The sequence below is a fragment of the Streptomyces sp. SCUT-3 genome, assembly GCF_014083985.1.
In the GTDB taxonomy this organism is placed as follows: domain Bacteria; phylum Actinomycetota; class Actinomycetes; order Streptomycetales; family Streptomycetaceae; genus Streptomyces_H; species Streptomyces_H thermolineatus.
In genome coordinates this window covers 442,501-467,955 of the sequence record NZ_CP046907.1, presented here as the reverse complement: position 1 = coordinate 467,955, position 25,455 = coordinate 442,501, and the positions used below count along the sequence as shown (strand labels likewise).

At 76.8% G+C, this 25,455-nt stretch carries 14 protein-coding genes and 3 pseudogenes (1 of these 17 only partly in view); 10 read left to right on the top strand and 7 right to left on the bottom strand.

The genetic code is table 11. From position 1 onward, the window contains the following. Nucleotides 1–133 precede the first annotated feature (133 nt). Nucleotides 134–1,534, top strand: coding sequence for a HEAT repeat domain-containing protein (locus GQS52_RS02110; RefSeq protein ID WP_182311396.1), 1,401 nt, complete (start codon nucleotides 134–136; stop codon nucleotides 1,532–1,534). Between the two features lie 139 nt (nucleotides 1,535–1,673). Here the strand turns inward: GQS52_RS02110 and GQS52_RS02105 are convergent, their stop codons facing one another. From GQS52_RS02105 to GQS52_RS02095, 3 genes are read right to left on the bottom strand one after another with little or no spacing between them, the layout of a single operon-like run. After that, nucleotides 1,674–2,630 (bottom strand): biotin-dependent carboxyltransferase family protein, encoded by a 957-nt coding sequence (locus GQS52_RS02105; RefSeq protein WP_182311395.1) that lies wholly within the window; start codon nucleotides 2,628–2,630, stop codon nucleotides 1,674–1,676. Then, nucleotides 2,627–3,283, bottom strand: coding sequence for an allophanate hydrolase subunit 1 (locus GQS52_RS02100; RefSeq protein WP_182311394.1), 657 nt, complete (start codon nucleotides 3,281–3,283; stop codon nucleotides 2,627–2,629). Before GQS52_RS02100 ends, GQS52_RS02105 begins: the two co-directional genes overlap by 4 nt. Beyond that, nucleotides 3,280–4,044: a 5-oxoprolinase subunit PxpA gene (locus GQS52_RS02095; RefSeq protein ID WP_182311393.1), complete on the bottom strand. Its 765-nt coding sequence runs from the start codon at nucleotides 4,042–4,044 to the stop codon at nucleotides 3,280–3,282. The genes GQS52_RS02100 and GQS52_RS02095 overlap by 4 nt, the downstream gene beginning before the upstream one ends. A 358-nt stretch (nucleotides 4,045–4,402) precedes the next feature. Here GQS52_RS02095 and GQS52_RS02090 point away from each other — a divergent pair. The 3 pseudogenes from GQS52_RS02090 (at nucleotide 4,403) to GQS52_RS02080 (ending at nucleotide 11,609) form a co-directional block, all read left to right on the top strand. Beyond that, nucleotides 4,403–5,847: pseudogene (locus tag GQS52_RS02090) on the top strand (hypothetical protein). 156 nt (nucleotides 5,848–6,003) lie between these two features. After that, nucleotides 6,004–6,812: pseudogene (locus GQS52_RS02085) on the top strand (hypothetical protein); the annotation flags it as partial. A 63-nt stretch (nucleotides 6,813–6,875) separates the two neighbouring features. Beyond that, nucleotides 6,876–11,609, top strand: a pseudogene (locus tag GQS52_RS02080) (hypothetical protein). Between the two features lie 178 nt (nucleotides 11,610–11,787). Here the strand turns inward: GQS52_RS02080 and GQS52_RS02075 are convergent. Continuing rightward, nucleotides 11,788–12,192 carry a hypothetical protein gene (locus tag GQS52_RS02075; protein WP_182311392.1) on the bottom strand — a complete coding sequence of 135 codons (405 nt, stop codon included), beginning with the start codon at nucleotides 12,190–12,192 and terminating at the stop codon, nucleotides 11,788–11,790. Nucleotides 12,193–12,475: 283 nt separating this feature from the next. On the opposite strand from GQS52_RS02075, the gene GQS52_RS02070 reads away from it, so the two are divergent. The 3 genes from GQS52_RS02070 to GQS52_RS02055 are packed head-to-tail and all read left to right on the top strand — an operon-like array spanning nucleotide 12,476 to nucleotide 16,813. After that, nucleotides 12,476–15,817: a nitrate- and nitrite sensing domain-containing protein gene (locus GQS52_RS02070; RefSeq protein WP_259370518.1), complete on the top strand. Its 3,342-nt coding sequence runs from the start codon at nucleotides 12,476–12,478 to the stop codon at nucleotides 15,815–15,817. Continuing rightward, nucleotides 15,814–16,221: a DUF742 domain-containing protein gene (locus tag GQS52_RS02060; protein WP_182311390.1), complete on the top strand. Its 408-nt coding sequence runs from the start codon at nucleotides 15,814–15,816 to the stop codon at nucleotides 16,219–16,221. Before GQS52_RS02070 ends, GQS52_RS02060 begins: the two co-directional genes overlap by 4 nt. After that, nucleotides 16,202–16,813 (top strand): ATP/GTP-binding protein, encoded by a 612-nt coding sequence (locus GQS52_RS02055; RefSeq protein WP_182311389.1) that lies wholly within the window; start codon nucleotides 16,202–16,204, stop codon nucleotides 16,811–16,813. The genes GQS52_RS02060 and GQS52_RS02055 overlap by 20 nt, the downstream gene beginning before the upstream one ends. Nucleotides 16,814–16,919: 106 nt before the next feature. On the opposite strand, the gene GQS52_RS02050 is transcribed toward GQS52_RS02055, so the two are convergent. Then, nucleotides 16,920–17,786: a M15 family metallopeptidase gene (locus GQS52_RS02050; RefSeq protein WP_182311388.1), complete on the bottom strand. Its 867-nt coding sequence runs from the start codon at nucleotides 17,784–17,786 to the stop codon at nucleotides 16,920–16,922. 89 nt (nucleotides 17,787–17,875) lie between these two features. Here GQS52_RS02050 and GQS52_RS02045 point away from each other — a divergent pair, with 89 nt between their 5' ends. Beyond that, nucleotides 17,876–18,478: an NUDIX domain-containing protein gene (locus GQS52_RS02045; RefSeq protein WP_182311387.1), complete on the top strand. Its 603-nt coding sequence runs from the start codon at nucleotides 17,876–17,878 to the stop codon at nucleotides 18,476–18,478. Here GQS52_RS02045 and GQS52_RS02040 read toward each other — a convergent pair. Further along, nucleotides 18,439–20,874, bottom strand: coding sequence for a glycoside hydrolase family 31 protein (locus tag GQS52_RS02040; RefSeq protein WP_182311386.1), 2,436 nt, complete (start codon nucleotides 20,872–20,874; stop codon nucleotides 18,439–18,441). The two genes, GQS52_RS02045 and GQS52_RS02040, sit on opposite strands and share 40 nt — an antisense overlap. A gap of 240 nt (nucleotides 20,875–21,114) precedes the next feature. On the opposite strand from GQS52_RS02040, the gene GQS52_RS02035 reads away from it, so the two are divergent. Then, on the top strand, nucleotides 21,115–23,130 hold the full coding sequence (locus tag GQS52_RS02035; RefSeq protein ID WP_182311385.1) for an acetoacetate--CoA ligase: 2,016 nt from the start codon (nucleotides 21,115–21,117) through the stop codon (nucleotides 23,128–23,130). A gap of 82 nt (nucleotides 23,131–23,212) precedes the next feature. Then, a complete protein-coding gene (locus GQS52_RS02030; RefSeq protein WP_182311384.1) occupies nucleotides 23,213–24,088 on the top strand; it encodes a hypothetical protein in 876 nt (291 codons plus the stop codon). Between the two features lie 142 nt (nucleotides 24,089–24,230). Here the strand turns inward: GQS52_RS02030 and ptsP are convergent, their stop codons facing one another. Next, nucleotides 24,231–25,455 carry the 3' portion of a phosphoenolpyruvate--protein phosphotransferase gene (gene ptsP, locus GQS52_RS02025; RefSeq protein WP_182311383.1) on the bottom strand. It continues 446 nt past the right edge of the window, so only the last 1,225 of its 1,671 coding nucleotides appear in the window; the start codon falls outside the window, past its right edge — the gene reads right to left on this strand; its stop codon occupies nucleotides 24,231–24,233.

Genomic DNA, 25,455 nt, shown 5'->3' with positions numbered 1-25,455 from the left:
TAAGCTACGGCGCTGCCCGGCCGTGCCCCGGCGGCCCGCACAGGGGGTGGAACACCGCGGTGACCGGCAGGTACGGGTGACCGGCAGCGGAAATCCCGTTGCCAGGAAAGACCCCGCAACGGATGCTGACCTCATGTTCGACCCAGACATAGCGCCCAGTGGTTCCCTTCTCGGTCTCCTCCAGCGAGGCCGCGGGGACGGCACGCTGCACGCCCTCGCGGCGCAGCCGGGCGAGGCGCTCGCCGCGTTGGAGGCATGCGTGCTGCGCGACCCGCGCGGCGACTGGCAGCTGGAGTCCCGCTCCCTCTACTACGCGCGCCTGTACAGCGAGCTCGAGGCGGGACTCGACGGGATCGAGCAGCACCTCTTCCACCCGGACGACCTGGTCGACACCGACGAGCACCGCACCGGCCTGGCACTGTCGGTGCTGGGACGCCTCGCCGGTTACGGCAGGCGCGACGCGACCGGCCTGCTGCGCCGCTACGCCGCCGCCGGCACCTCCTGGCAGTGGGCCCTGGACGAACTCGCCGTGCGCGACGACGACGCCTCCCTCCGCCGGCTCGGGCCCGCCGTGCTCGCCCGGTTCCCCGCGGGGCCGGAGGGCGACGCACAGCTGGCCGCGGCCGTGCGCGACGCCTACGAGCCGCGCCCGTGGCACCTGTGGGCCGAGGAGCACGAGCGGGTGCGCCGGGCGTTCGACGACGCCTCCTTCCACCGCTGGCAGCGTCAGCTCGCCCCCGCCGGCCCGACCCCCGGGTGGAGCGTCGGCGCGGTCCTGGAATGGGCCGAGCAGCCCGGCCCCGCCGGCTCCGACGGGCACCGCGACGCCGCCGCGGCCCGCTGCCTGGACGCCGTCGCCGGCCCCGAGGACCGTCCCGAACTCCTCGCGGCAGCCCGCTTCGGCCCCGCCACCGCGCGCGCCGCCGCCCTGCGCCACCTGGCGGGCAAGGAGGACCCCGCAACCCTGGAGCTGATCGAGGCCGCGGCCGGCGCCCCCGAACGGCGGGTCGCGGACGCCGCCCTGTGCTCCTTCGAGCGCATGCGCGACACCCGGTCCCTGGAACGCGCCCGCCTGTGGTCCGCACGCGACGACGCCCTGGGCGCCGCGGCCGCCCGGCTGCTGGCCGCACGCGGCGGCGGGGCGGACGCCCCCCGCGTCCTGGCCGCCCTGCGGAACCTGGTCCGCCGCGAGGGCGCCGACGCCGCGGGACTGGGCCCGCTGGTCGACGGCGCCGGCCGGCTGGCCGTCACCTGCGCGGCACCCCTGCTGCGCCACGTCTACCGCGAGACCGCCTCCTCGCAGCTGCGCGGCCGGGCGGCCCGGGCACTGGCCGTCACCGACCCCGCCTTCGCCTCCGGCTTCGCCGTCGAGTGCCTGTGGGACTGCGAGGAGTCCACCCGCTCCCTGGCCGCTGCCCACGCCGCCATCGGCGACGTCCGGGTGCTCGCCCGGCTCCGCCGCCTGGCCGCCGACCCGGCCGAGGAGGCCGAGGTCCAGAGCGCCGTGCGCGGACGCCTGCACGGCCCCCGCTGACCGCCTTGCCGCCGGCGCGGAGGCCCCGCCTGCCCGGAGGCCCCGCCGGCCCGGGGCCCCGCCCGGGGCCGGAAACCCCTGCGGGGTGCGCATGGCGCGGCGGGGAGGGGGTATGCGTCGTCTCAGCCCGCCCGGCGGTTCATCCCCCGTACCCGCCGGGCGGGCGCGTGCCGTCCGGGACCACGGGGTGCCGGACCGCGGCCGTCCGCGGGCGGAACGGCACGAACCGCACCGGCGTGCCCGGCACCGCCTGCGCCGCGGCCGCCAGGGCCCGGGCGGGGACGACGCCGACCACCGGGTAGCCGCCGGTGGTCGGGTGGTCCGCCAGGAACACCACGGGCCGCCCGTCCGGCGGCACCTGGACCGCCCCCAGCACCATGCCCTCGCTGGGCAGTTCGCCGCCGCGGGCCCGCTCCAGGGCCGGCCCGTGCGTGCGCAGACCGATGCGGTTGCCGGCCGGGGACACGGTGAACCGGCCGGTGGCCAGGGTGTGCAGGGCGGCCGCGGTGAACCAGTCGTCGCGCGGCCCCAGCGCCACCGGCAGCACCAGCTCCCGGGCCGGTCCCCGCCACACGGCCGTGTCCGCGTCGGCGGGGCGGCCGTGCGGCGCGCCCACCGGGAGCACCGCGCCGTCGGCGAGCGGGGGCGGGCCGAGGCCGGAGAGCAGGTCGGTGGCCCGGCTGCCGAGCACCGGCTCGACCTCGATCCCGCCCGCGAACGCCAGGTAGGCGCGCAGCCCGGCGGCCGCCCGGCCCACCTCCACCACCGCCCCGGCCGGGACGTGCACGGCGGCGCCCCAGGCCGCGGGCCGCCCGCCGACGGTCACCGGGGACGGCGCCCCCGTCACCGCGACCGTGACCGCGCGGCGCACCCGCACCGCGCAGCCGGTGAGGGTGGTCTCCAGGGTCGCGGCGTGCGCGCGGTTGCCGACCAGCCGGTTGGCCAGCCGGTGCGCGGGCTCGTCCAGCGCCCCCGAACGCGGCACGCCCAGGTGGGCGTGGCCGGGCCGCCCCAGGTCCTGCACCGTGGTCAGCGCTCCGGCCCGCACGACCTCGACCTCGGCCTCGCGCGCCCCGTCGGGCCCCGCGGCGCTCATCCGGCCGGCTCCGGGGCGACCGGGGCGACCGGGACGACCGGGACGAAGCGCACCCGGACGCCCGGGGAGAGCAGGGCGGCGGGGGTGCGGGCGGTGTCCCACAGGACGGTGTCCGTGGTGCCGATCAGCTGCCAGCCGCCCGGCGAGGGACGGGGGTAGACGCCGGTCCAGGTGCCGGCCAGGGCGACCGCGCCGGCCGGCACCGAGGCGCGCGGGGTGGCCCGCCGGGGCACGCCGTAGCGCTCCGGCAGCCCCGCCAGGTAGCCGAAGCCCGGCGCGAAACCGCAGAAGGCGACCCGGAACTCCACGGCCGAGTGGACGGCGGCGACCTCCCCGGGGGCCACCCCCCACATCCGGGCGACCTCGGCCAGGTCCGGCCCGTCGTAGCGCACCGGGATCTCGACCGCGGCGCGGGCCGGCCCCGGCGCGGTCTGCGGGCGCAGGCCCGCCAGGCCGGCGGCCAGGCGCCGGACGGCATCGGGCCCGTCGAGCCCGTCGAGCAGGACGGTGCGGGCGGCCGGCACGATCTCGCGGACCGGCGGCAGTGTCCCGGCCTCCCGGCGGCGCAGCAGTTCGGCGTGCCAGGCCGCGGCCTCCTCGCCGGTGTCCGCCTCGAGGAGCAGGGCGTGCTCCCCGACCGGCAGGACCCTCACGCGAAGGCCTCCACCTTCACCCCGGCCTCCTCCAGGAAGGCCCGCACCCGCCGGGCCAGGTCCGCGGCCCCGGGGGTGTCGCCGTGCAGGCACAGAGAGCGGGCGCGCACCGCGACCAGCTCGCCGGTGAGCGCGGTGACCTCGCCGTCGCGGGCGAACCGCAGCGCCCGCTCGGTGACGGCGTCCGGGTCGGTGACCACCGACCCGGGCTCGCGCCGGGGCACCAGGGTGCCGGCGGCGGTGTAGGCGCGGTCGGCGAACGCCTCGGCCACGACCGGCAGCCCCGCGCGCCGCGCGGCGGCGTGCAGCAGCGAACCGGGCAGGCCGAGGACGGGGACCTGCGCCCCGGTGAGCCGGATGCCCTCCACGACCGCGCCGGCCTGCTCCTCGTCGTGCACGGTGCGGTTGTACAGCGCGCCGTGCGGCTTGACGTAGGCGACCTCGGCGCCCGCGGCCCGGGCGAAGACCTCCAGCGCCCCGATCTGGTAGGCGATCTCGTCGGCCAGCTCCTCCGGGGGCACGTCCATGGCGCGCCGCCCGAAGCCGGCCAGGTCCCGGTAGGAGACCTGGGCGCCGATGCGGACCCCGCGCTCGGCGGCCAGGGCGCACACGCGCCGCATGGTCGACGGGTCCGCGGCGTGGAAGCCGCAGGCGACGTTGGCGCTGGTGACCACGGACAGCAGGGCCTCGTCGTCGGTGAGCTGCCACCGGCCGAAGCCCTCGCCGAGGTCGGCGTTGAGGTCGATCACCGGGAGGCTCATGGCGCTGCGGCTCCTTGGTGCGGGACGGTGCCGCCGGCCGCCGGGGGCCTTCCTCGCGGGGGAGAGCCGGACCGGCCCGCTGCGACACCTACGGTAGGAGATCGTCGGGCAACCCTACAAGGCCGGTGGCGCCCGGCCGTCCGGGGGCGGGCCCGGGGCAGCCCCGCGGCCCGTGGCGTTTCGGTACCTGTCGGCCGGAGCGCCTAATCTGTGCGACGTGACTGTGCACGACCTGGCGACCGTCCCGCAGCAGAACGCGGCCGGCGCCCCGCGCCCCGCCCCCGGACCGGCCGCCGACGAGGGCCTGGCCCGGCGGCTCAAGGCGCTCGCCTGCACCGCCCCGCTGCACGACCTGGACGTGCGCAAGGCCAACCTGGCCGGCGAGTACTCCGTGTACGCGATGGCCGAGCTGGCCCTGGCCGCCATCGACCTGGTCACCCTCCAGATGGACTTCGACACCGGCGCGGACCCGCAGGCGATAGTCGCCCGCCTGGTGCCCCGCGCCGCCGCCCAGGCCCCCGGCCGCCCCGCCGCCGAGCACGAGCGGGTGGCCCGCTGGGTCCTGGAGAACCTGGTCAACGTCGGCAGCGTCGACCGCGGCTTCCGCGCCGTCTACGGCACCTTCGACACCGACGGCTCCTATGTCCGCCGCGACTACGACTTCAAGCTCGTCGAGGAGGTCCCCGGCCCGGACGGCGGGGTCTACCTGCGCACCACCGACGAGGCCGTCAACGTCCTGGTCGGCGCCCTGGACACCGACGTCACCAGCGCCCAGATCGCCGCCGAGGTCAAACTGGAGGTCCTGGTGCGGCGCGGGCGCCTGGCCGACGCGCAGCTCGCCGCCGAGCAGGCCCGCTACCGCACCGTCCAGTACGCCGAGTCCCTGCGCAAGGCGTTGGACGCCACCCGCCGCAACGTCCGGGCCGTGGACTGGCTGCAGGCCGTGCCCGACTTGATAGCGGAGGCCCTCGACCACGTCGCCGACCGCTACCGGCACGAGAACGCCATCCTCACCAACATCCGCCGCGTCCGCGACGACGCCGACGCCGACGACCCCCGCTCCGGGGAGCACAAGCGCCGCGCCGCGGAGCTCGTCGACATCGTCAAGGACTGCATCCGCCGCCACACCCAGCTGCAGTCCCGGCTCCTCGAGGCGGGCCCGGTCTTCCGGGCCGAGCAGGACCGGCAGGCCTTCGCCGCGCCGCCCGCCCGCGCCGGACTGGACCTGTACGGGCAACTGCTGCACCCGGTGCTGCCGCTGCCCGTGGAGCAGGCGTCCCGCGTCACCGACGCCTTCTTCGCCCGCGGCACCGGGCTGCGCACCCCGGCCGCCGTGCGGGTGGCCGACCTGGTCGAAGTGCTGCTGACCCCGCCGGTGGAGCGCGAGCACCTGGGCGAGCGGATGCCCGAGCCGGACCTCGTCGCCACCCCCGACACCAGCCGGTTCACCGCCGCGCAGCTGGAGGCGGCCGGCGAACTGCTCGACCGCCGACGCCCGCGCCGCGCCGTGCCCCGGCTGCTGGCCGAGGCCCGCCGCCGTGACCCCGAACTGCCCTACCTGGTCGCCCTGATGGCCGTGCACGCGGCCAGCCCGCCGGTGGGCACCGCCTACCGGCAGGGGGAGGAGCGGCTGCTGTTCGCCGTGGACGACGGCACCGAGCTGGACGACCCGAGTTCGGCGGGGCGGACCTGATCGTCGGCTCGGCGCTGCTGGACGCCGCCGGGATGTCGGCCGAGCGCCAGGAACCTGAGAGGCAGGACCGCCCGACGCACTCCCGTCCCCGGCCCCGGCCGACCGCCTGACCGCCCGACCGGCCGGTGGCCCCGCCGTGCCCGCACCACACACCATGCCGCACCACGCCCCCCGCCCGCCCCTGCAGTCCCACCACCACCTGGAGCACCACCCGTGAGCGACGAGTTCGACGACGGCACCGAGCCGGCCCCGCGCGAGGGGCGGGACCCGTCACCCCCGCCGACGTGGCCGACGCCGCGCGGCTGGTCTCCTTCGGCCTCCAGCCCAAGCTCCTGCCGGCCCGCGACCTGGTACGCCGAACTGGTCCGCCGCCACCGCGACGACCCCGCCTTCGCCCGGCTGGCCGACGCCGTCGCACCGGACTCGGCCTGGTGGTGCTGGAGGTCTCCGCCCGCGCCGGCATGGCCGTCGCCGCCGCGGAGGACTCCGTCTTCGCCGTCCGCACCGGCGACTACTCGCGCCGGGCCGCCGCCGACTCCACCGACCGCTTCCTGCACGGCCTGGCCCACCTGGCCGTCGCCGCCATGGCCTTCCCCCGCCCGAGGACCTCGCCGACGACGGCTACGTCGGGCGGATCACCGTCAACGGCGTGGACTCCTTCGTCCGCCAGGCCTGCCGCCGCCTGGAGGAGCGGGCCGCCGAGCAGGGCGAGGTCACCGACCCGGCCACCGACGCGCCCGGCCTGGAGGCCGCCTGGCGGGTCTACACCCGCCGCAGCGCCACCGGCGCCACCAAGGACGCCCGCCGCCTGGCCGGATCCACGATCGGCATCGTCGGCAAGGCCGTGGCCTTCCTCGTCGACTCCGGCTTCCTCCAGCGCACCGGCGACGAGGCCGGCGGCACTACGCACCACCGCCCGCTACCAGCTCCAGGTCCGGGACCTGGCCGGCGGCGCCGCCATGGCCGAACTGCTCGACCTGGGAGTGGTGGTGGTGGGCGACGGCACCCCCACGCTCCTGCCCCCGGACGAGGACGACGGCCTCGCCCCGGGGCCGGCCTGCCCTTCCACGGCTGACGGCGGCCCGTCCCCTCCGCACCCCGCACCGCCCCACACACGTTCACACGGAAAGTCCGCACCATGTACGAGCTGTCCCGGGTCCGCCTGTACTCCATCGGGCCGCCGGTGCGCGCTACGCCGACACCGTCCTGGACCTGCGCGGCGTCGGCGACCTCGTCCCCGAGCCGGCGCCCACCCAGGCCGAGCTGTTCGGCGAGGAGCCGGCGGGACCGCCCCGCCGCCCCGCCCCCGCCGGCGTCCTCTTCCTGGAGAACGGCGGCGGCAAGTCCGTCCTGCTCAAGCTGATCTTCTCGGTCATGCTGCCCGGCCACCGCAACACCCTCGGCGGCGCCAGCTCCGGCGTGCTGCGCAAGTTCCTCCTCGCCGACGACTGCGGCCACGTCGCCCTGGAGTGGCAGCACACCGTCACCGGCGAGCCGGTCGTCGTCGGCAAGGTCAGCGAGTGGCGCGGCCGCCAGGTCTCCTCCGACCCCGCAAGTTCGCCGAGGCCTGGTACCTTCCGCCCCGGCCCGGGCTGTCCCTGGACAACCTGCCCGTCGCCGAGGGCAACGCGGTGCGCCCCGCCGCCGAGGGGGCCTCCGGCGCCACCGGCCGCCGCCGCACCATGAAGGGCTTCCGCGACGCCCTCATGGAGGCCGGCAAGGCGTACCCCCACCTGGACGTGGTCTGGGAGGAGGTCCACGAGCGCTGGAACGAGCACCTTGGCGAACTCGGCCTGGACCCCGAACTCTTCCGTTACCAGAGGGAGATGAACGCCGACGAGGGCGAGGCCGCCGGCCTGTTCGCGGTCAAGAACGACTCCGACTTCACCGACCTGCTGCTGCGCGCCGTCACCGACACCCGCGACACCGACGGACTGGCCGACCTCGTCCACGGCTTCGCCGGCAAGCTCGGCCGCCGCGCCGAACTGACCGCCGAACGAACTTCACCGCCGGCTCCGTCGACCTGCTGGGCCGCATCGTGGAGGCCACCGCCGCCCGGGAGGGCGCCCGCGGCGTCCACGCCGGGCCGAGCGCGGGCCCGCGTCCTGGCCAGGCGCCTGTCCCTGCGGGGGACCGAGGAACGCGGACGCGCCGCCGAGCTCGCCGAGGCCGTCGACGACGCGTCCGCCGCGGCCGCCGACGCCGACCGCGCCCGGGGCCGCAGCGCCCCTGATCGCCGCCGAACTCGCCCACCGCCACGCCTCGCTCAGCCTGGCCGCGGCCGAGAAGGACGCCCGCCGCCTGCGCCGCGAACTCAACGACGCCCGCACCTGCACTCCGCCTGGCAGGCCACCGAGGTCGTCCTGCGCCACCGCGCCGCGGCCGACCGCGCCGCCCGGGTGGCCGCCGCCATCCGCGAGGCCGAACGCGACGCCGCCCCCGCGCTGGCCGCCCGCGCCCGCGCCGCCGCCGACCTGGTGCGCGCCCTGCAGTCGGCGGCCGCCCAGGCCGAGCGGCACGCCGACGAACTGGAGGAGCGCGCCGCCGCCCTGCAGGAGGAGGGCGAGGCCGCCCACCGGGACGCCACCGCCGCCGCCACCGCCGTGCAGAAGGCCCGCAGCGAGGCCGAGCACCTGCGCCAGCGGCTGGCCGAGGTCGAGCAGGAGACCGAACAGGCGGTGCGGGCCGGCTGGATCGACGCCGGCGCCCCCGAGTCCGACCCGGCGCGCGCCGCCCTGGAGGCGGGCGAGCACGCCGGTGCCGCCGGGACGGCCTGGGAGCAGGCCCGCGACGCCGCCCGCGCGGCCGCCGACCGGGCCAGGGACGCGGCCGCCGAGGAGGCCCGCGCCGACCTCGCCGCCGCCCGCGCGGCCGACCGCGGACAAGGAGGAGGCCGCCCACGCGGCCGAGTACCGGGCCGCGGAGTCCCTCGCGGGAGAGGAGCGCCTGGCCGAACTCCTCAGCCTCCCCCCTCGCCCGGCCCGGGCCCCCTCGGAATCCGAGGAGTCCGCGGAGTCCGCAGGGCCCGCGGAACCCGCGCAGGACCCCGGCGCCGCGCGCCCGGACGGCGCCGTCCGGGCGGCCCGGGACGCCGCCCGCCGCCTCCGCGAGGGCGACGCCCTGACCGTCGAGGTGCTCGACGTCTGCGCGCAGACGCTGCGCGAACTGCTCGACACCGCCGTCGCCTCCGCCGAGCGCCAGCTGTTCGACCTGCGCACCGCCGCCGCCGACGACTCCCGGATCCTGGCCGCGCTCGGCGACGGGGGACTGCTGCCCCCCGGCCCCGACGTCCTGGCCACCGTCGAGCACCTCGGCGAGCACGGCGTCCCGGCGCTGCCCGGCTGGCGCTACCTCGCCCAGTCCGTGGACCCCGCCGACCACGCGGCCGTCCTGGCCGCGCGCCCCGAACTGGTCGACGGCGTGGTCGTCACCGACCCCGACAGCTACCTGCGCGCCCGCGAGGTCCTCGCCGAGGCGTCCCTGCTGCCGCGCTCCACCGTCGCCGTCGGGACCGCCGCCGCCCTGCTCGCCCCCGCCCCCTCCGCGGAGGCGGAGCCCGACGTCTTCCTCGTGCCGCCGAACCCGGCGATGCACGACGAGAACGCGGCCGACGGCGAACGCCGCGCCCTGCGCGAGCGCGCCGTCGCCCGCGACCAGGAGATCCGCTCCCTGGCCGCCCGGCTCACCCACGACCGCTCCCTCGCCGCCCGGCTGGCCTCCTGGCGCGCCGGCTGCCCGGAGGGCGCCTCGCCGAGCTGGCCGCCGCCGCGGCCGAGGCCCGCGAGCGGGCCGCGGCGGCCGAACGGCGCCTGACCGCGGCCCGGGAGGCCCGCGCGGAGGCCGACGAGGCCGCCGCCGAGGCCGCCCGCCTGCGCGACGAGCGGCAGGAGGCGGCGCAGCGGGCCCGCCGCCGCGCCGACGCCCTGTCCGGCCTCGCCTTCCGCCTGCGCGAGCGCCCCGCCTGGCAGCGCAGGGCCCGCGAACTGGCGGACGAGGCCGCCGAGGCGGAGAGCGCGCCCAGGAGTTCCTGGCCCGCGCCCGCACCGCCGACGAGGACCGCCGGGCCGCCCAGCGGGCCGCCGACGACGCCCGCCGCACCGCCCGCACCCTGCGCGCCGAACGCGCCGACATCGCCGGAGCCCCCGACGACCTCCCCGAGGAGGGGCCCGGGGAACTCCCGCAGGAGGCGCCCCGCGCCTCCCTGCCGGCCCTGCGCGAGGCGTACCGGGCCGCCTCCCAGGTGTACGAGCAGGTCGGCGTCGGAACCGACCTGCGCGCCGAACAGGCCCGCGCCGAGAGCGCCGAGAGCGCCGCGCTCGCCGAACTCGACCGGCTGACCAACAAGGTCCGCACCCGCGCCGCGGCGCTGCTGGAGGACACCGACGGCGCGGACGGCCCCTCCCGGCAGGCCGCCGCCGCCCGCGCCGAGACCCTGGTGCACACCCTGGAGTCCCGCTCCGCGGCCGCCAGCGAGCAGCTCGGCCGCCTGAGGGGCGAGGCCGAGCGGCACGCCCCCGCGGACGGCACCGCGCACACCGAGCTGCCCGAGGAGCTCGTCCCCGACGGCGTCGCCCACGCCCAGTCCCTGCTGCGCTCGGTCGGCGCCGAACTCGCCTCCCGCACCGACGCCCTGGAGTCCGCCCGCGCCCGGCACGCCGAACTGGTCCGCGCCCACCGGGCCGCCGAGGACTCCGCCGCCGGCTTCGACGAGATCGCCGCCCTCCTGCGCGACCTCCTGCGCGACGGCCCGGCCGCCGACGACGAGCAGGCCGACGGCCCCGGGGCGTCCCCCTTCGACGGGACCCTGGAGGCTGCCCGCACCGCCGCGGCCGAGGCCCGCCGCTCGCTGCGCGGCTGCGCGGCGGACCTGTCGGCCGCCGAGTCCCGGGTGCGCGAGGCGTGCGACGTCCTGGTCCGGCACGCCAACTCCGCCCGCTACGAGCAGGTGCGCACCCCCGCCCGCCGGCAGATCCGCGAACTGCCCGCGTCCTCCCTGCCCGAGCACGCCGCCGCCTGGGCCGCCGCGTTCGCCCCGCGCCTGCGGGTGCTCACCGACGAACTCGAGCAGCTGGAGCGCAACCGCGGCAGCATCGTGGACCGGCTGCGCGGACTGGTCGAGGCGTCACTGGCCACCCTGCGCTCCGCGCAGCGCCTCTCCCGGCTCCCCGAGGGGCTGGGGGAGTGGTCGGGCCAGGAGTTCCTGCGCATCCGCTTCGAGGACCCGGACCAGGCCACGCTCACCGAACGCCTGGGGGAGGTGGTCGACGAGGCCACCCGCGCCTCCCTGCGCAAGGACGGCACCGCGTCCCGGCAGGACTTCGGCCGCCGCGACGGCATGACCCTGCTGCTGCGCTCGGTCCACGCGGCCCTGCGGCCCAAGGGCGTCTCGGTGGAGATCCTCAAGCCCGACGCGGTGCTGCGGGCCGAGCGCGTCCCCGTCGGGCAGATGGGCGACGTCTTCTCCGGCGGCCAGCTGCTGACCGCCGCCATCGCCCTGTACTGCACGATGGCCGCGCTGCGCAGCAACGACCGCGGCCGCTCGCGCCGCCGCCACGCGGGCACCCTGTTCCTGGACAACCCCATCGGCCGCGCCAACGCCACCTACCTGCTGGAGCTCCAGCGGGCGGTCGCCGACGCGCTCGGAGTGCAGCTGCTCTACACCACCGGCCTGTTCGACACCACCGCGCTGGCCGAGTTCCCGCTGGTGGTGCGGCTGCGCAACGACGCGGACCTGAGGATGGGGCAGAAGTTCATCTCGGTCGAGGAGCACCTGCGCCGCGGCATCCCCGCCCCGCGCCCGGACGACCGGACCGTGGGGGAGGTCACCGCCACCCGCATCTTCCGGCGCGGCCCGCAGCACGAGCAGGAGTGACCCGGGCGCTCCCGGGGCGTTAAGGAACGGCGCGCGCACACGCATGCGCGCACGCACGAACGCGCACGCGCCTGCATGCACACGCACACACACGCACACGCACGCGCACACGTGCGTGAAACGGCGGCGGGCGCGGCCGGACGGTCACCGTCCGGCCGCGCCCGCCGCCGTGCTGCGCTCAGGCCCGGAAGAGGAGGTCCCTGCGGGCCTCGGGCCGGGCGGTGCGCCCGGCCCCCCGTGCCCGCCCGGCCCGGCGGGCGCGGCGGCGCTCCCGCCGGAGTCGGCGGGCGGCGCTGCTGGGGCTGGAGAGCACCCCGTGCCGCTGGTTCCACACCTGCCGGGTCACCCACACGTCCAGGACCGCCCAGGTGGCGGCGATCGTGCAGGCTATGGCCAGCAGCACCGACGGGGCGGCCATCCAGGCCCGGGCGAGCGCGCCGAGCACCGCGACCATCGTCGCCACCAGGGTGACCGATACCGAGATCACGGCCCGTACCGCGGCGTTGCGCACCGGGTCGGGCATCCGGGGTGTTCCCACAGGCTCCTCGGTCCAGAGAGGCTGCGGGTCGTCCACCGTTTCCATGATGGTCCTGTTGCCCGTGGGGTGCGGAACTATGCAGTCGCCTCCGGCGGCAGGTTCTTGACAAGGTGTCAAAAACGGTCGAAAGGGTTGCCGTGATGTCCGAAGAAGAAGGGACAATTCCGGATGGCTCTGCCGTTCTGACATGGACAAACGGCCGCACGTGGCTTCGAAGGGGTCCTCCGTCAGTAGTAAGCTCGCGCCGTTTGACGGACCACCACCCGTTCGCGGGACTGGCGTTGGGGAGGGTATGCGCGGCTCCGGGAAATCGATCCGCCGGAAGATCGTGGCGTTGCTCATGGTGCCGCTGGTGTCCCTCATCGGCATCTGGGGTTTCGCCTCGGTGGTCACCGGCCGCGACGTCGTGGGCCTCCTCGGTGTGGAGAGGATCACCCAGGGCATTGGCTACCCCTTGGACGAGGTGGTCGAAACCCTTCAGCACGAACGTCGCGAAGCCCTCGTCTACCTCGCCGACCCGCGGCGCTCCACCGCGCGGGCGGACCTGGAACGCAGCCAGGACGCCACCGACGAGGCCGTCGAGGCGTTCCGCGAGGTCGCGGCGGAGGAGAACCTGCGCTCCGCCCTGCGGCAGTCCTCGCTCACGCGGATGGACACCGTGGTCGACCGGCTCGGCGACATCGGCGAGCTGCGCACCGGCATCAGCGAGACGAAGACCACCCGCATCGAGGCCTACCGCAGCTACACCCGCCTGATCGACGCCGCCCACGACTTCTTCGGCACCGTCAACCCGCTCAACAACGGCGACCTGGACCGCCAGGCCCGCGTCCTCACCGAACTGGCCCGGGCCCGCGAGGGCATCGCCCGCGAGGACGCCCTGTACGCGGCCGCCGCCGCCTCGGGCCGCACCAGCACCGCCGAGATGCGCGCCTTCTCCGACTCCGTGGCCGAGCAGCGGATGCTCTTCGGCAACAGCCCCGGCACCGTCTCGGAGGCGGCCCGCCGCTCGTACTCCGACTACTGGCACGGGGGCACCGGCAGGAAGCTGCGGGCCGCAGAGGAGCGGATCGTCGCGGCCGGCGTCTCCGGGGCGCCCACCGCGGTCGGGGCCCAGGAGTGGGGCGGCCTGACCGCCACCGCGCTCGACGACCTCGCCGTGCTGCACCGGCGGACGGTCGAGGACTTCCAGGGCAACGTCGAGCCCTTCGCCCGCTCGGTCCTCCTCAAGGCCGGCATCGCCGGGGGTCTCGGCCTGATCGCCGTCGTCGCCTCCGTCGTCGTCTCCTTCCGGATCGGCCGCGAGATCGCCCACGACCTGTCCGAGCTGCGCAAGGAGGCCCTAGAGGCCTCCGGCACCCGCCTGCCGCGCGTGATGCGCCGCCTCGCCGCCGGCGAGGACGTCGACGTCGCCGCCGAGGTGCCGGAGCACGAGTACGGCGACGACGAGATCGGCCAGGTCGGCCAGGCCCTCGGCACCCTGCAGACGGCGGCGGTCGAGGCCGCGGTCAAGCAGGCGCGGATGCGCCGCGGGGTCTCGGAGGTCTTCGTCAACCTCGCCCGCCGCAGCCAGGCCCTCGTGCACCGTCAGCTCACCCTGCTCGACACGATGGAACGGCGCACCGAGGACGCCGCGGAGCTCGCCGACCTCTTCCGTCTGGACCACATGGCCACCCGCATGCGGCGGCACGCCGAGGGCCTGGTCATCCTCTCCGGGGCGGCCCCCTCCCGGCAGTGGCGCAAGCCCGTGCAGCTGATCGACGTGGTCCGGGCCGCGATTGCCGCGGTGGAGGACTACGAGCGCGTCGAGGTCCGCCGCCTGCCCCGCCTGGCGGTCAACGGCCCCGCGGTCGCCGACCTCACCCATCTGATCGCCGAACTGATCGAGAACGCCACGGTGTTCTCCCCTCCGCAGACCACCGTGCAGGTGCACGGCGAGGCGGTCGCCAACGGCTTCGTCCTCGAGATCGACGACCGCGGACTGGGCATGACGCCCGACGGCCTGCTGGAGGCCAACCTGCGGCTCGCCGAGACCCCCGAGTTCGAGCTGTCCGACACCGACCGGCTGGGCCTGTTCGTGGTCAGCCGCCTGGCCCGCCGGCAGAACGTGCGGGTCTCGCTGCGCCCCTCGCCCTACGGCGGCACCAGCGCGGTCGTCCTGATCCCCTCCGGCCTGCTCAGCGAGGACGCCGAGTCCTCGCGGACCGGCGAGCAGCGGGCGCCGAAGGCCTCCGCCCCCGCGCCGGTCGGCCTGGCCGCCGTCCCCGCCGCCGGGGAGGAGCGTCCCGAAGGCTCCGAGGACCGCTCCGGCGGCGACTCCGCCTCCTCGTCGGGTCCCGGGCTGCGCGCACTGCTCGACGCCGAGCGCGAGCGGGGCCGGGGCCGGGGAGGTCCGCGGCGCCGGCCGCCCGGCAGGACGAGCGGCCCGGCCGGGGCGACACCGACTCCGCGCACTCGCAGGCCTTCCGCCAGTGGGGCATCCCCGACGGCCCGGCCGCCGGGGACGAGCCCCGGGACCACCCCGCCGACGACCGGGGCGACCGGTCCGCGGACGACCGCCCCGCCGGCCCCCCGCCGGCCGGGGACCGCACCGGGACGGGCCTGCCCCGCCGCCGCGCCCCGCGCCTGGTCACCGGCGACGGTGCCCCGGGCGGTCCGCCCGCCCTGCGCGGCGGCGCCGCCAGGCGACCCTGGCGGGCGGCGCGGTCGGCTCCACCGACCCCGAGGGCGCCAACCCGCCCCCCGCCGAGGAGCGGGAGGCGGCGCCGGAGCCGTCCGGCGTGTCCTCCGGCACCCCCGCCCCGGCCCCGGCGGCCACCCCGGCTCCGGCGGCCGCCCCGGCCCCGGAGGCCGCCCCGGCCCCGGCGGCCACCCCGGCTCCGGCCCCGGAGGCGGCGGCGCGCCCGCGCCCGGCGGGCCCGGGCGGCCTGCCGCGCCGCGTCAAGCAGGCCAGCCTCGCGCCCCAGTTGCGCGCCTCCGCCGCGACGCGCGGGGGAGCCGGCGGGCGGGCGGACTCCTCCCGGGAGTCCGCGGCCCGCGAGCGCTCGGCCGACGAGGTCCGCGCCCGCATGGCGTCCCTGCAGAGGGGATGGCAGCGCGGCCGCACCGAGGCCGACACCGAAGACTCCGGTGCCCAGGGCCCCTCGCAGGGGCCGGGCACCACCGCACCACGAATGACTCGAGAAGGGGACGGTCGATGACCGCACCGACCAATCCGACGGGCGAGCTGAGCTGGCTCCTTGACGACCTGGTGGCCCGGGTGGGCAGCATCCGCAAAGCGCTGGTGCTCTCCGGCGACGGCCTGGCCACGGGCTCGTCGCAGAACCTGACGCGCGAGGACTCCGAGCACCTCGCGGCCGTGGCCTCCGGCTTCCACAGCCTGGCCAAGGGCGTGGGCCGCCACTTCTCCGTCGGCGAGGTCCGCCAGACCATGGTGGAGATGGACGAGGCCTTCCTGTTCGTCACGGCCGCCGGCGACGGCAGCTGCCTGGCCGTCATGGCCGACTCCGACTCCGACGTCGGGCAGGTCGCCTACGAGATGACGCTGCTCGTCAAGAGGGTGGGGGTCCACCTGGGGCCGCACCGCGAACCGCAGAGGGATAGTGGCATCCGAAGCGGCCAGGGTGTTAACCGCAGGGGCACAGGTGGAGGGACAGGTGACAGCACGTCATGACGTCTGACCCGGAAGGCTGGTTCGACGACGCGGCCGGACCGGTGGTGCGGCCGTACGCGATGACCCGCGGCCGCACCCGCAGCTCCTCCGAGGAGAAGCTCGACCTGATCGCCCTGGTCGTCGCCGAGGACCGCTCCGAGGGGGAGGACGACGGGCTCGAGGACGCCGTCTTCCCGCACACCCTCTCTCCCGAGCACGTCGACATCGTCGAACTGTGCCGGGCCGAACCGATGTCCGTCGCGGAGATCGCCGCAGAACTCGACCTGCCGGTTGGTGTGGTCCGGGTGCTGCTGGGTGACCTGCTGGACGCGGAGCTGGTCCGCGTCAGCCGACCCGTACCGCCGGCACAGCTGCCGGACGAAAGAATTCTGCGCGAGGTGATCAATGGTCTTCGGGCGCTCTGACAAGCGTCACCGGCCGGACGTCGAGCCGGTGGCTCTCAAGATCCTCGTGGCCGGCGGATTCGGGGTGGGCAAAACCACCCTGGTCGGCGCGGTCAGCGAGATCAAACCGCTGCGCACCGAGGAGGCGCTCAGCGAGGCCGGCCGGCCGGTGGACGACATCAGCGGGGTGGAGTCGAAGCACACCACCACGGTGGCGATGGACTTCGGCCGGATCACCCTGCGCGAGGACCTGGTGCTGTACCTGTTCGGCACGCCCGGACAGGACCGCTTCTGGTTCCTGTGGGACGAACTGGCCCAGGGGGCCCTGGGCGCGGTCGTGCTGGCGGACACCCGCCGGCTGGAGGACTGCTTCGGGGCCATCGACTACTTCGAGCGCCGCGGCATCCCGTTCACGGTCGCGGTCAACTGCTTCGAGGGAGCCGACTTCTACCCGCCGGACACCATCCGCGACGCGCTCGACCTCGACCCGTCCACCCCGGTCGTGCTCTGCGACGCGCGCGACCGGCAGACGGTCAAGGAGGTCCTGATCGCCGTGGTCGAGCACGCCATGGCCACCACCCCCGAGGAGGAGGCGGCCCCGGCCGTCGGCTGACCCGCTCCGAGCACCGGCGGGCCCTGCATGCGCAGGGCCCGCCGGTGCGTGCGGGGCCCGCCGGTGCGCCCGGCGGCAGGCGGGCGGAACGGATCCGCCCCGGCGGTCACGGCGCCAGCGGGCGCCGGGCCACGGGGAAGTCGAAGTACGTGTCGGGGAACGTCTCCGGCCTGTGCGTGAAGTGCCACCACTCCAGGTCGTACGGGGCGAACCCCTCCCGCCCCAGGGCCTCCCGCAGCCTCAGCCGGTTGGCCCGCTGCTCGCCGGTGACCCGGGGGTCGAAGGTGTGGGAGAGGGTGTCGAAGCAGTCGTAACCGGTGCCCATGTCCACCGAGTTGTCCGGGAAACGCTCCTCCTGCGGGGCGTGGCAGGGCACCAGGGGCTCCCCGGGACGGTAGGCACGGGTGCGCTTCGCAGGCAGCTCCACCAGCGTCAGGTCCACCGTGGAGCCGCGGCTGTGCCCGGAGCGCTCCGCGATGTAACCGTCCTCGAACAGGCGGGACTTGTCCACGTCCGGGTAGAACTCCTCCTTGGCCAGTTCGTCGTCGGGGTCCTGCGCCCACTCCACGAAGGAGTCCACGGCCCGCTGCGGCCGGTAGCAGTCGTACACCTTCAGCGAGTACCCCTCCCGCAGCAGCCGCACCTGCACCCGGTGCAGGGCCTCGGCCGCGGGGCGGGTCAGGACGCACAGCGGCTGCTCGTACCCCTCCACCGGGCGCCCGGTGAAGTTGTGCGCGGTGCGGTACCGGATGTCCTGCAGGATCGTGGGGTCCACCGACCGCAGGGACACGAACTCCGGCGGCGCCGACGGACCGGGGCCCGCCTCCGTCCGGCCCGCGGTCGCGGTCGCCTGCCCGGCGCCCGTCACCGCCGTCACCACCGCCAGCACCACCGCCGCGGCCCGCAGCCGCCGGCCGCCCCGCCGTGCCCGTCCCGGCCGCCCGTCCCGTCCCGCACCCGAAGGAATCGTCATGCTCATTTCATAGCACTCGCCACCCGCTCCGTCGCCCCGCCGCGCGGAACGCCACCCGCACCGCCGCCCCGCCCACTACAGTCCCTGACGTGGCTCCTCCCCGCGAGAACTCGCACTGCTCGTCCTGCGGCGCCGCCCACCTCCCGGGGGCCGGCTGGCCGCGCACCTGCCCGGCCTGCGGGCACACCGCCTACCGGAACCCCCTGCCGGTCGCCGTGGCCCTGCTGCCCGTGCGGTCCGCCCCCGGCTCCGGTTCCGGCCCGGGCTCCGGTTCCGGCCCGGGCTCCGGTTCCGGCCCGGGCTCCGCCACCGGCCTGGTCGTCGTCCGGCGCACCATCGAGCCCCGGCGCGGCCTGCTCGCCCTGCCCGGCGGCTTCGTCGACCACGACGAGTCCTGGCAGCAGGCCGTCGTGCGCGAACTGGAGGAGGAGACCGGGATCCGGGCCCCCGCCGACGACGTGCGGCTCGCCGACGCCCTCAGCTCGCCCGGCGGCCACCTGCTGCTCTTCGGCCTCCTCCCGGCCCGCGACGCCGGCACCCTGCCGCCGTCCGCCCCCACCGACGAGACCGGGGGCTGGCAGATCCTGCCCGCCCCCGCCGAACTCGCCTTCCCCCTCCACACCCGCGCCGCCGCCACCTGGTTCGCCGACGGCTACTCCGGGAGCGGCGCGCCGCACACCCGTACCGGGTAGCCCGCCCCGGCCGCCCCGTCCTCCCCGTCCGCGCCCTCGCGCACCACCAGCACCCGGCCGTCCACCAGGCGGCTGGTGAACCGCTCCACCACCGGGGCGTCCCAGCCGTCGCCCCCGTCGCGGACCAGCAGTCCCATGCCCCTGCGCCCCGGCTCCGGCGCCCACACCTCCAGCTCCACCCCGCCGCCGGCCGCGGCCACCGGCAGCACCGCCCCCGCGCGCACCAGCACCGGGAGCCGCGACAGCGGGGTGCGCACCACCACCCGACCCGGCCCCCGGTACACCGCACCGGTCGCCCGGTCGTACCACCGCCCGCGCGGCAGCCGCACCTCCCGCGACACCGCTCCCGGCTCCGTCACCGGCGCCACCAGCAGCGAGCCGCCCACCAGGAAGGCGTCCCCCACCTCCCGCAGCGCCCGGTCCTCCGGCTCGTGCCACCACACCGGCCGCACCCACGGCACGCCGGCGCGGTGCGCGGTGTGCGCCACCGTGTACAGGTACGGCATCAGCTCCTCCCGCCGCGCGAACGCCTCCCGCACCGCGGCCAGCGCCCCCGCCCCGAAACGCCACGGCTCCGCCCCCGGACGCCACGGATCCGCCGCGTCCGCACCCGAGCAGGTCCGCAGGAACGGCAGCAGCGAGCCCAACTGCATCCAGCGCACGAACAGCTCCGCATCCCCGCGCTCCGGCAGGGCGGGGACGTCCGCACCCGCCAGCGGAACCCCCGACAGCCCCAGCCCCAGCAGCGCGGACAGCGAACCGCGGAGCCCCTCCCAGTCCGCCCCCGCGCCCCCGACCCGCACCGGGCCGTACCGGTGGACCCCCGCCCAGCCGGCCCCGGGCACCAGGAACGGCCGGACGCCGGGACGCAGCCCGCGCAGACCCCGGTGGGCGGCCCGCGCCATCTGCAGCCCGTAGACGTTGTGCGCCTCGCGGTGGTCCCCGCCGCGCCCCTCCAGCGAGTGCCGGGCCGAGCGGGGCAGCGTCCGCTCCCCGAAGGCGCCGGCCGCCCAGGGCTCGTCCCCCTCGTGCCACACCCCGGAGAACCCCTGCTCCAGGAGCCCCCCGTACAGCCCGCCCCACCAGTGCCGCACCGCGGCGTCCGTGAAGTCCGGCCACACCACGCCGCCGCCCCGCCGCCCCGTCCCCCCGGGGGGCGCGGCACCCCGCACCACCGCGCCCCGCGCGTCCCGCACGAAGGCGTCCGCCGCCGAGCCCTCCTCGTACGCCGCGCACCCCGCCCCGGCACGCACCGCGGGCACGACCGCCGACACCAGCCGCACGCCCTCCCCGGCCGCCCCGCCGGTCCCGGCGCCGAACCCGCGGAGGCCGGGGAACCGCTTCCCGTCCACCGTGAACGCCCGGCCCCCCTCGAGGTGCTCAGGGCCCAGGTGCACCGCGGCCAGGGGGAGCCCGTGCCCCCGGTGGCCCTCCACCGTCCCGATCACCTCCCGCATGTCGCGGGCGCCCCGCCGCCGGTGGTGGTGGCCCAGGGCCCACAGCGGGGGCAGCGCGGGGGCCCCGGTCAGCGCCACCCACCCCCGGGTCAGCCGCGCCGGGGGACCTGTCAGCACCCAGTACCGCAGCGGCCCGCCGTCCGCGGCCAGCTCGCACCCCGCCGGCCTGTCGTGCCCCGACCCGGCCCCCTCGGCCCCGTCGTGCAGCGTCAGCAGCCCCTCCCGCGAGCAGTCGTGGAGGACCATGTGGCACCCGGCGTCCGAGACCACCGTGTGCACCGGCACCGCCGGGTGCCCGGGCTCGCCCCCGGGCAGGGGCCGCTCCCCGGAGGACGGCCACCCGCCCCGGCCGGTGCTCCACAACCGGTACGCGCCGGCCGGCAGCCCCGCCCCCCGGGCCCGGCCGCCCAGCCCGAAGAACCGCGCGTCCGCGGGCAGCTCCGACCGCTGCACCCACCGCGCGTCCCCGGCCCCGGATCCCGCCCGGTCCCACCAGCGGGGCGGCAGGTCGCGCCGCAGCAGCACCCCGCCCGGGGTGCGGAACTCCACCGCCCCCTGCCGGGAGACCAGCACGGTCGTCCGCTCCGAGACCAGCCGCCAGCCGTCCTGGTCCGGCTCCAGCACCGCCCGCACGTCGGCCTCGGGCAGCTCCCCGCCCAGCGCGTACGACGGCCCGGGCTCCGCGCCGTCCCACCCGCAGAACACCGCGCCGCCCACGAACACCCGCACCAGCAGCCGGGACCGCGCGAACCGCACCGTCCCGCCCCCCGGCCCCGGCTCCGCGCCCAGTGCCCCGCCCGGGACCCGGGCCCTGGCGGGCCCCCCGGGAGGAAGATCACGCACGTCCGAACGATGCCTGCGCCACGACGCCGACCACACCCGCACCCCGTCAACGGGCCCCGCCCACCGGGCGGCCCGCACCAGGCCCCGCACATCCATGGCGCACACACTCCCACCTGCACCGCTCCGTGCGAAGGGGGTTCAACCTCCGTTCACCTGCGCTTGCGCGAGTCGCCCCCGACCGCCCGCCCGGACCTCCCCGCCCCGGCCACCGGACCACCACCCTGGCGGCGGAGTCGATCACATGGCATCGTCTCGAACGTCCGTGTCCGGTACCCGTACCACGCGCCGGGTACGGGGCCACGCCCACAAGCGTCGTACCGTCCGGGAGCCGCACCCATGACCACCGCATCGCCGCAGACCCCGCCCGCACAGCCCGAACCCCTGTGGACCCCGGGACCCGACCGGGTCGAGAACGCCCGCATCACCCGCTTCCACCGCCGGGCCGCGGACGAGCACGGCGCCCCCGCCCCCGTCGCCGGAGACCCCGCGGCCTCCTACCACGCCCTCCACCGGTGGTCCGTCGAGCACAACGAGGCCTTCTGGCAGGCCGTCGTCGACTGGTTCGACGTCCGCTTCACCACCGAACCGGACGCCGTCCTCGCCGACGCCTCCATGCCCGGCGCCACCTGGTTCCCCGGCGCCACCCTCAACTACGCCCAGCACCTGCTGCGCACCGCCGACGACCCCGCCCGCGCCGGCGAACCCGCCCTGATCCACCTCGACGAACGCCAGGAGCCGGCCACCACCACCTGGGCCGAACTGCGACGGCAGACCGCCTCCCTCGCCGAAGAACTGCGCCGCCTCGGCGTGCGCCCCGGCGACCGGGTCAGCGGCTACCTGCCCAACATCCCCCAGGCCGTCACCGCCCTCCTGGCCACCGCCGCCGTCGGCGCCGTCTGGACCTCCTGCGCCCCCGACTTCGGCGCCCGCAGCGTCCTGGACCGCTTCCGGCAGGTCGAACCCGTCGTCCTGTTCACCGTCGACGGCTACACCTACGGCGGAAAGCAGCACGACCGCACCGCCACCGTCGCCGAACTGCGCGGCGAACTGCCCTCCCTGCGCGCCACCGTGCACATCCCCCTGCTCGGCACCCCCGCCCCCGAGGGCGCCCTCGCCTGGGACGACCTGGTCGCCTCCGACCCCCGGCCCGCCTACGAACAGGTCCCCTTCGACCACCCCCTGTGGGTGCTCTACTCCTCCGGCACCACCGGCCTGCCCAAGGCCATCGTCCAGTCCCAGGGCGGCATCCTGCTCGAACACCTCAAGCAGACCGGCCTGCACCTCGACCTCGGCCCCGACGACCGGTTCTTCTGGTACACCTCCACCGGCTGGATGATGTGGAACTTCCTCGTCTCCGGCCTCCTCGCGGGAGCCACCGTCGTCCTCTACGACGGCAGCCCCGGCCACCCGGCCGTCGACGCCCAGTGGCGGATCGCCGAACTCACCGGCACCACCGTCTTCGGCACCTCCGCCGCCTACGTCATGGCCTGCTCCAAGGCGGGCGTCCACCCCGGCCGCGACCTCGACCTGTCCCGGCTGAAGTGCGTCGCCACCACCGGCTCCCCGCTCCCGCCCGACGGCTTCCGCTGGATCCACGACGAGGTCGCCGCCGACCTGTGGATCGCCTCCGTCAGCGGCGGCACCGACGTGTGCAGCTGCTTCGCCGGCGGCGTCCCCACCCTCCCCGTGCACATCGGCGAGCTCCAGGCCCCCTGCCTCGGCACCGACCTGCAGTCCTGGGACCCGCAGGGCCGGCCGCTGACCGACGAGGTCGGCGAACTCGTCGTCACCAACCCCATGCCCTCCATGCCGGTCCGCTTCTGGAACGACCCCGACGGCACCCGCTACCACGACAGCTACTTCGACGTGTACCCCGGCGTGTGGCGGCACGGCGACTGGGTCACCCTCACCTCCCGCGGCACCGTCGTCATCCACGGCCGCTCCGACTCCACCCTCAACCGCGGCGGCGTCCGCATGGGCTCCTCCGACATCTACGAGGCTGTCGAACGCCTCCCGGAGATCCGCGAGTCCCTCGTCATCGGCGTCGAACAGCCCGACGGCGGCTACTGGATGCCACTGTTCGTCCAGCTCGCCGAGGGAGCGGTCCTCGACGACGCCCTGCGCGACCGCATCAGGCGCACCCTGCGCGAGCAGCTCTCCCCGCGCCACGTCCCCGACGAGGTCATCGAGGTCCCCGCCGTCCCGCACACCCTCACCGGCAAGCGCATCGAGGTCCCCGTCAAGAGACTCCTCCAGGGCACCCCGATGGAGAAGGCCGTCAACCCCGGGTCGGTCGACGACATCACCCTGCTCGCCTTCTACGAGGCGCTCGCCCGCAAGCGCTCCTCCTGACCGCGGCACCCCGGCGATGCTCACTGTCAGTGGCCGGGACTACTGTCTGTGAGCATCGTCGGACGCCGCACCAGGGGGACCCATGCACACCGCCGGACCGCACGCCCGAACCGCCCTGCGCCGAGAAGCACCCTGCACGGTCGCGCTCCTGGCCACCGAGCAGGACTTCGCGGCCATGCGCCGCCACAGCACCTTCGTCTTCGACGACCACCACCACTACCTCGCCCAGACCGAAGGACTCCTGCGCGTCCTCGCGGCCCAGGGCACCCACGTCGTCCTCGCGCTCTTCGACCCCGAGGAGTTCACCGTCTACTGCGCCGACGAGGGACTGGACCCCGACGCCCCCTCCGCCCGCGCCCGCTACACCGCCGAGGTCGCGGCCACCGGCCCCCTCGTCCACTACCACGGACAGCCCCTGAGCGAGATCGCGCCCCTGCTCCTGGCCTCCGCCCACCGCCGGGCCACCTGGGAGAGCGCCGGAGCGCTCCTCGCCGAGGCCGCCGCCTGCGCACACTGCTCCACCAGGGAGGACCCGGGGGCCTCCGCCTTCCACCGCGCCACCCTCGCCCTGGCCCGCCTCCTGGAGGCGGCGGGCCCGGGAACCCACCACCTCGTCTGCAGCGTCACCACCGACGGGGCACCCCTCACCTCGGCCCTGCACATCGACAACTCCCGGGACGAGGAGCTGCGCCTCGGCGAGGCCGACGCCCTCGTCCTCACCACCGTCCTCGCCGCGGGCCTCGCCACCGGCGCCCCCGGAGGCGTCGTCATGCGCAGCATCCGCCCCGGCGCCCGGGACACCGTCCGCGGATGGGCCCTGCACGACGGCTGGCTGCGCCCCCTCACCGAGGCCGAGGTCTTCAACGCCTACTGCACGGACGCCGCCACCGGAGAACCCGTCGCCCCCGAACCGGGCGTGGACCACCGGGCGGGCATCCCCCTCGCCCCGCCCGACTGACCCGCCCCCTGCCCTTCCCTGCCCGTCCAGCCCCGCCCCTGACCGGCAGCACTGCTCCGGCCCGCCGTCGAAACGCCCGTGCCGCAGCCGTCCCGGCCGCGGCACGGGCGCCGCGGCCGGATCCCCGGCGGCGGCACGGGCCTCACTCGCCGGAGAGCACCGCCTGCGCCGCGCGCCGGGCCTCCTCCGCGGAGTCCGTGGCCCGGGCCGCCGCCGCGGCCCGCTCGCACTGCGCCAGGGTGTGCTTGGCCAGCGCCGCCCGCACGTACGGGATCGCCGCCGCGCCCATCGACAGGCTCGTCACCCCCAGCCCGGTCAGCACACACGCCAGCAGCGGGTCCGAGGCCGCCTCACCGCACACGCCGCAGCTCTTGCTGTCCGCCGCGGCGGCCTCGGCCGACATCGCCACCAGGTCCAGCAGCGCGGGGTGCCAGGGGTTCTGCAGCCGCGAGAGCGCACCCACCTGCCGGTCCGCCGCGAACGTGTACTGCGCCAGGTCGTTGGTGCCCAACGACAGGAACCCGACCTCCTGGAGGATCGACCGCGCCCGCAGCGCCGCCGAGGGCACCTCCACCATCACGCCGAACTTCGCCGCCAGCCCGGCCTCGCGGCACGCCTCCGCGAAGGCCCGCGCGTCCGCGCGGTCCGCCACCATCGGAGCCATCACCTCGAGGTGGACCGGCAGTCCCGCGGACGCCTGCGCCAGCGCCCTCAACTGGTCCCGCAGGACCTCGGGGTGCTTCAGCAGCGACCGCAGGCCCCGCACTCCCAGCGCCGGGTTCGGCTCGTCGCCCGGGGTCAGGAAGTCCAGCGGCTTGTCGGCCCCCGCGTCCAGGACCCGCACCACGACCCGCCCCCGGGGGAAGGCCTCCAGCACCTCCCGGTAGGCCGCCACCTGCGTCTCCACCGAGGGGGCCCTCCCGCTGTCCTCCAGGAACAGGAACTCGGTGCGGAACAGGCCCACGCCCTCGGCCCCGGCCTCGACCGCCGCCGCCACGTCCGCCGGCCCCCCGATGTTCGCCAGCAGCGGCATCCTGTGGCCGTCGGACGTCGCGCCCGGCCCCGTGGCCCCGGCGAGCGCGGCCCTGCGCGCCTCGGCCTCGGCGGCCAGCCGTGCCCGCAGCTCCGCCCCCGGTTCCACGAAGACCTCGCCGCTGCTGCCGTCGACCGCGATCTCCACGCCCTCGGCCAGCTCCGTCGCCCCCGCGAGGGCGACCACCGCCGGCACCCCCATAGCGCGCGCCAGGATGGCGCTGTGGCTGGTCGGCCCGCCCTCCTCGGTCACGAACCCGAGGACCAGGGACGGGTCCAGCAGCGCGGTGTCCGCGGGCGCCAGGTCCCGGGCGATCAGGACGTACGGCTCGTCG

What these genes read in the sequence shown, in the direction of transcription:
- GQS52_RS02040 (WP_182311386.1), bottom strand. Translation starts at nt 20,874, where the DNA reads ATGGATGTGCGGGGCCTGGTGCGGGCCGCCCGGTGGGCGGGGCCCGTT.
- GQS52_RS02035 (WP_182311385.1), top strand. Translation starts at nt 21,115, where the DNA reads ATGACCACCGCATCGCCGCAGACCCCGCCCGCACAGCCCGAACCCCTG.
- GQS52_RS02095 (WP_182311393.1), bottom strand. Translation starts at nt 4,044, where the DNA reads ATGAGCCTCCCGGTGATCGACCTCAACGCCGACCTCGGCGAGGGCTTC.
- GQS52_RS02075 (WP_182311392.1), bottom strand. Translation starts at nt 12,192, where the DNA reads ATGGAAACGGTGGACGACCCGCAGCCTCTCTGGACCGAGGAGCCTGTG.
- GQS52_RS02050 (WP_182311388.1), bottom strand. Translation starts at nt 17,786, where the DNA reads ATGACGATTCCTTCGGGTGCGGGACGGGACGGGCGGCCGGGACGGGCA.
- GQS52_RS02030 (WP_182311384.1), top strand. Translation starts at nt 23,213, where the DNA reads ATGCACACCGCCGGACCGCACGCCCGAACCGCCCTGCGCCGAGAAGCA.
- GQS52_RS02105 (WP_182311395.1), bottom strand. Translation starts at nt 2,630, where the DNA reads ATGAGCGCCGCGGGGCCCGACGGGGCGCGCGAGGCCGAGGTCGAGGTC.
- GQS52_RS02060 (WP_182311390.1), top strand. Translation starts at nt 15,814, where the DNA reads ATGACGTCTGACCCGGAAGGCTGGTTCGACGACGCGGCCGGACCGGTG.
- GQS52_RS02055 (WP_182311389.1), top strand. Translation starts at nt 16,202, where the DNA reads ATGGTCTTCGGGCGCTCTGACAAGCGTCACCGGCCGGACGTCGAGCCG.
- GQS52_RS02110 (WP_182311396.1), top strand. Translation starts at nt 134, where the DNA reads ATGTTCGACCCAGACATAGCGCCCAGTGGTTCCCTTCTCGGTCTCCTC.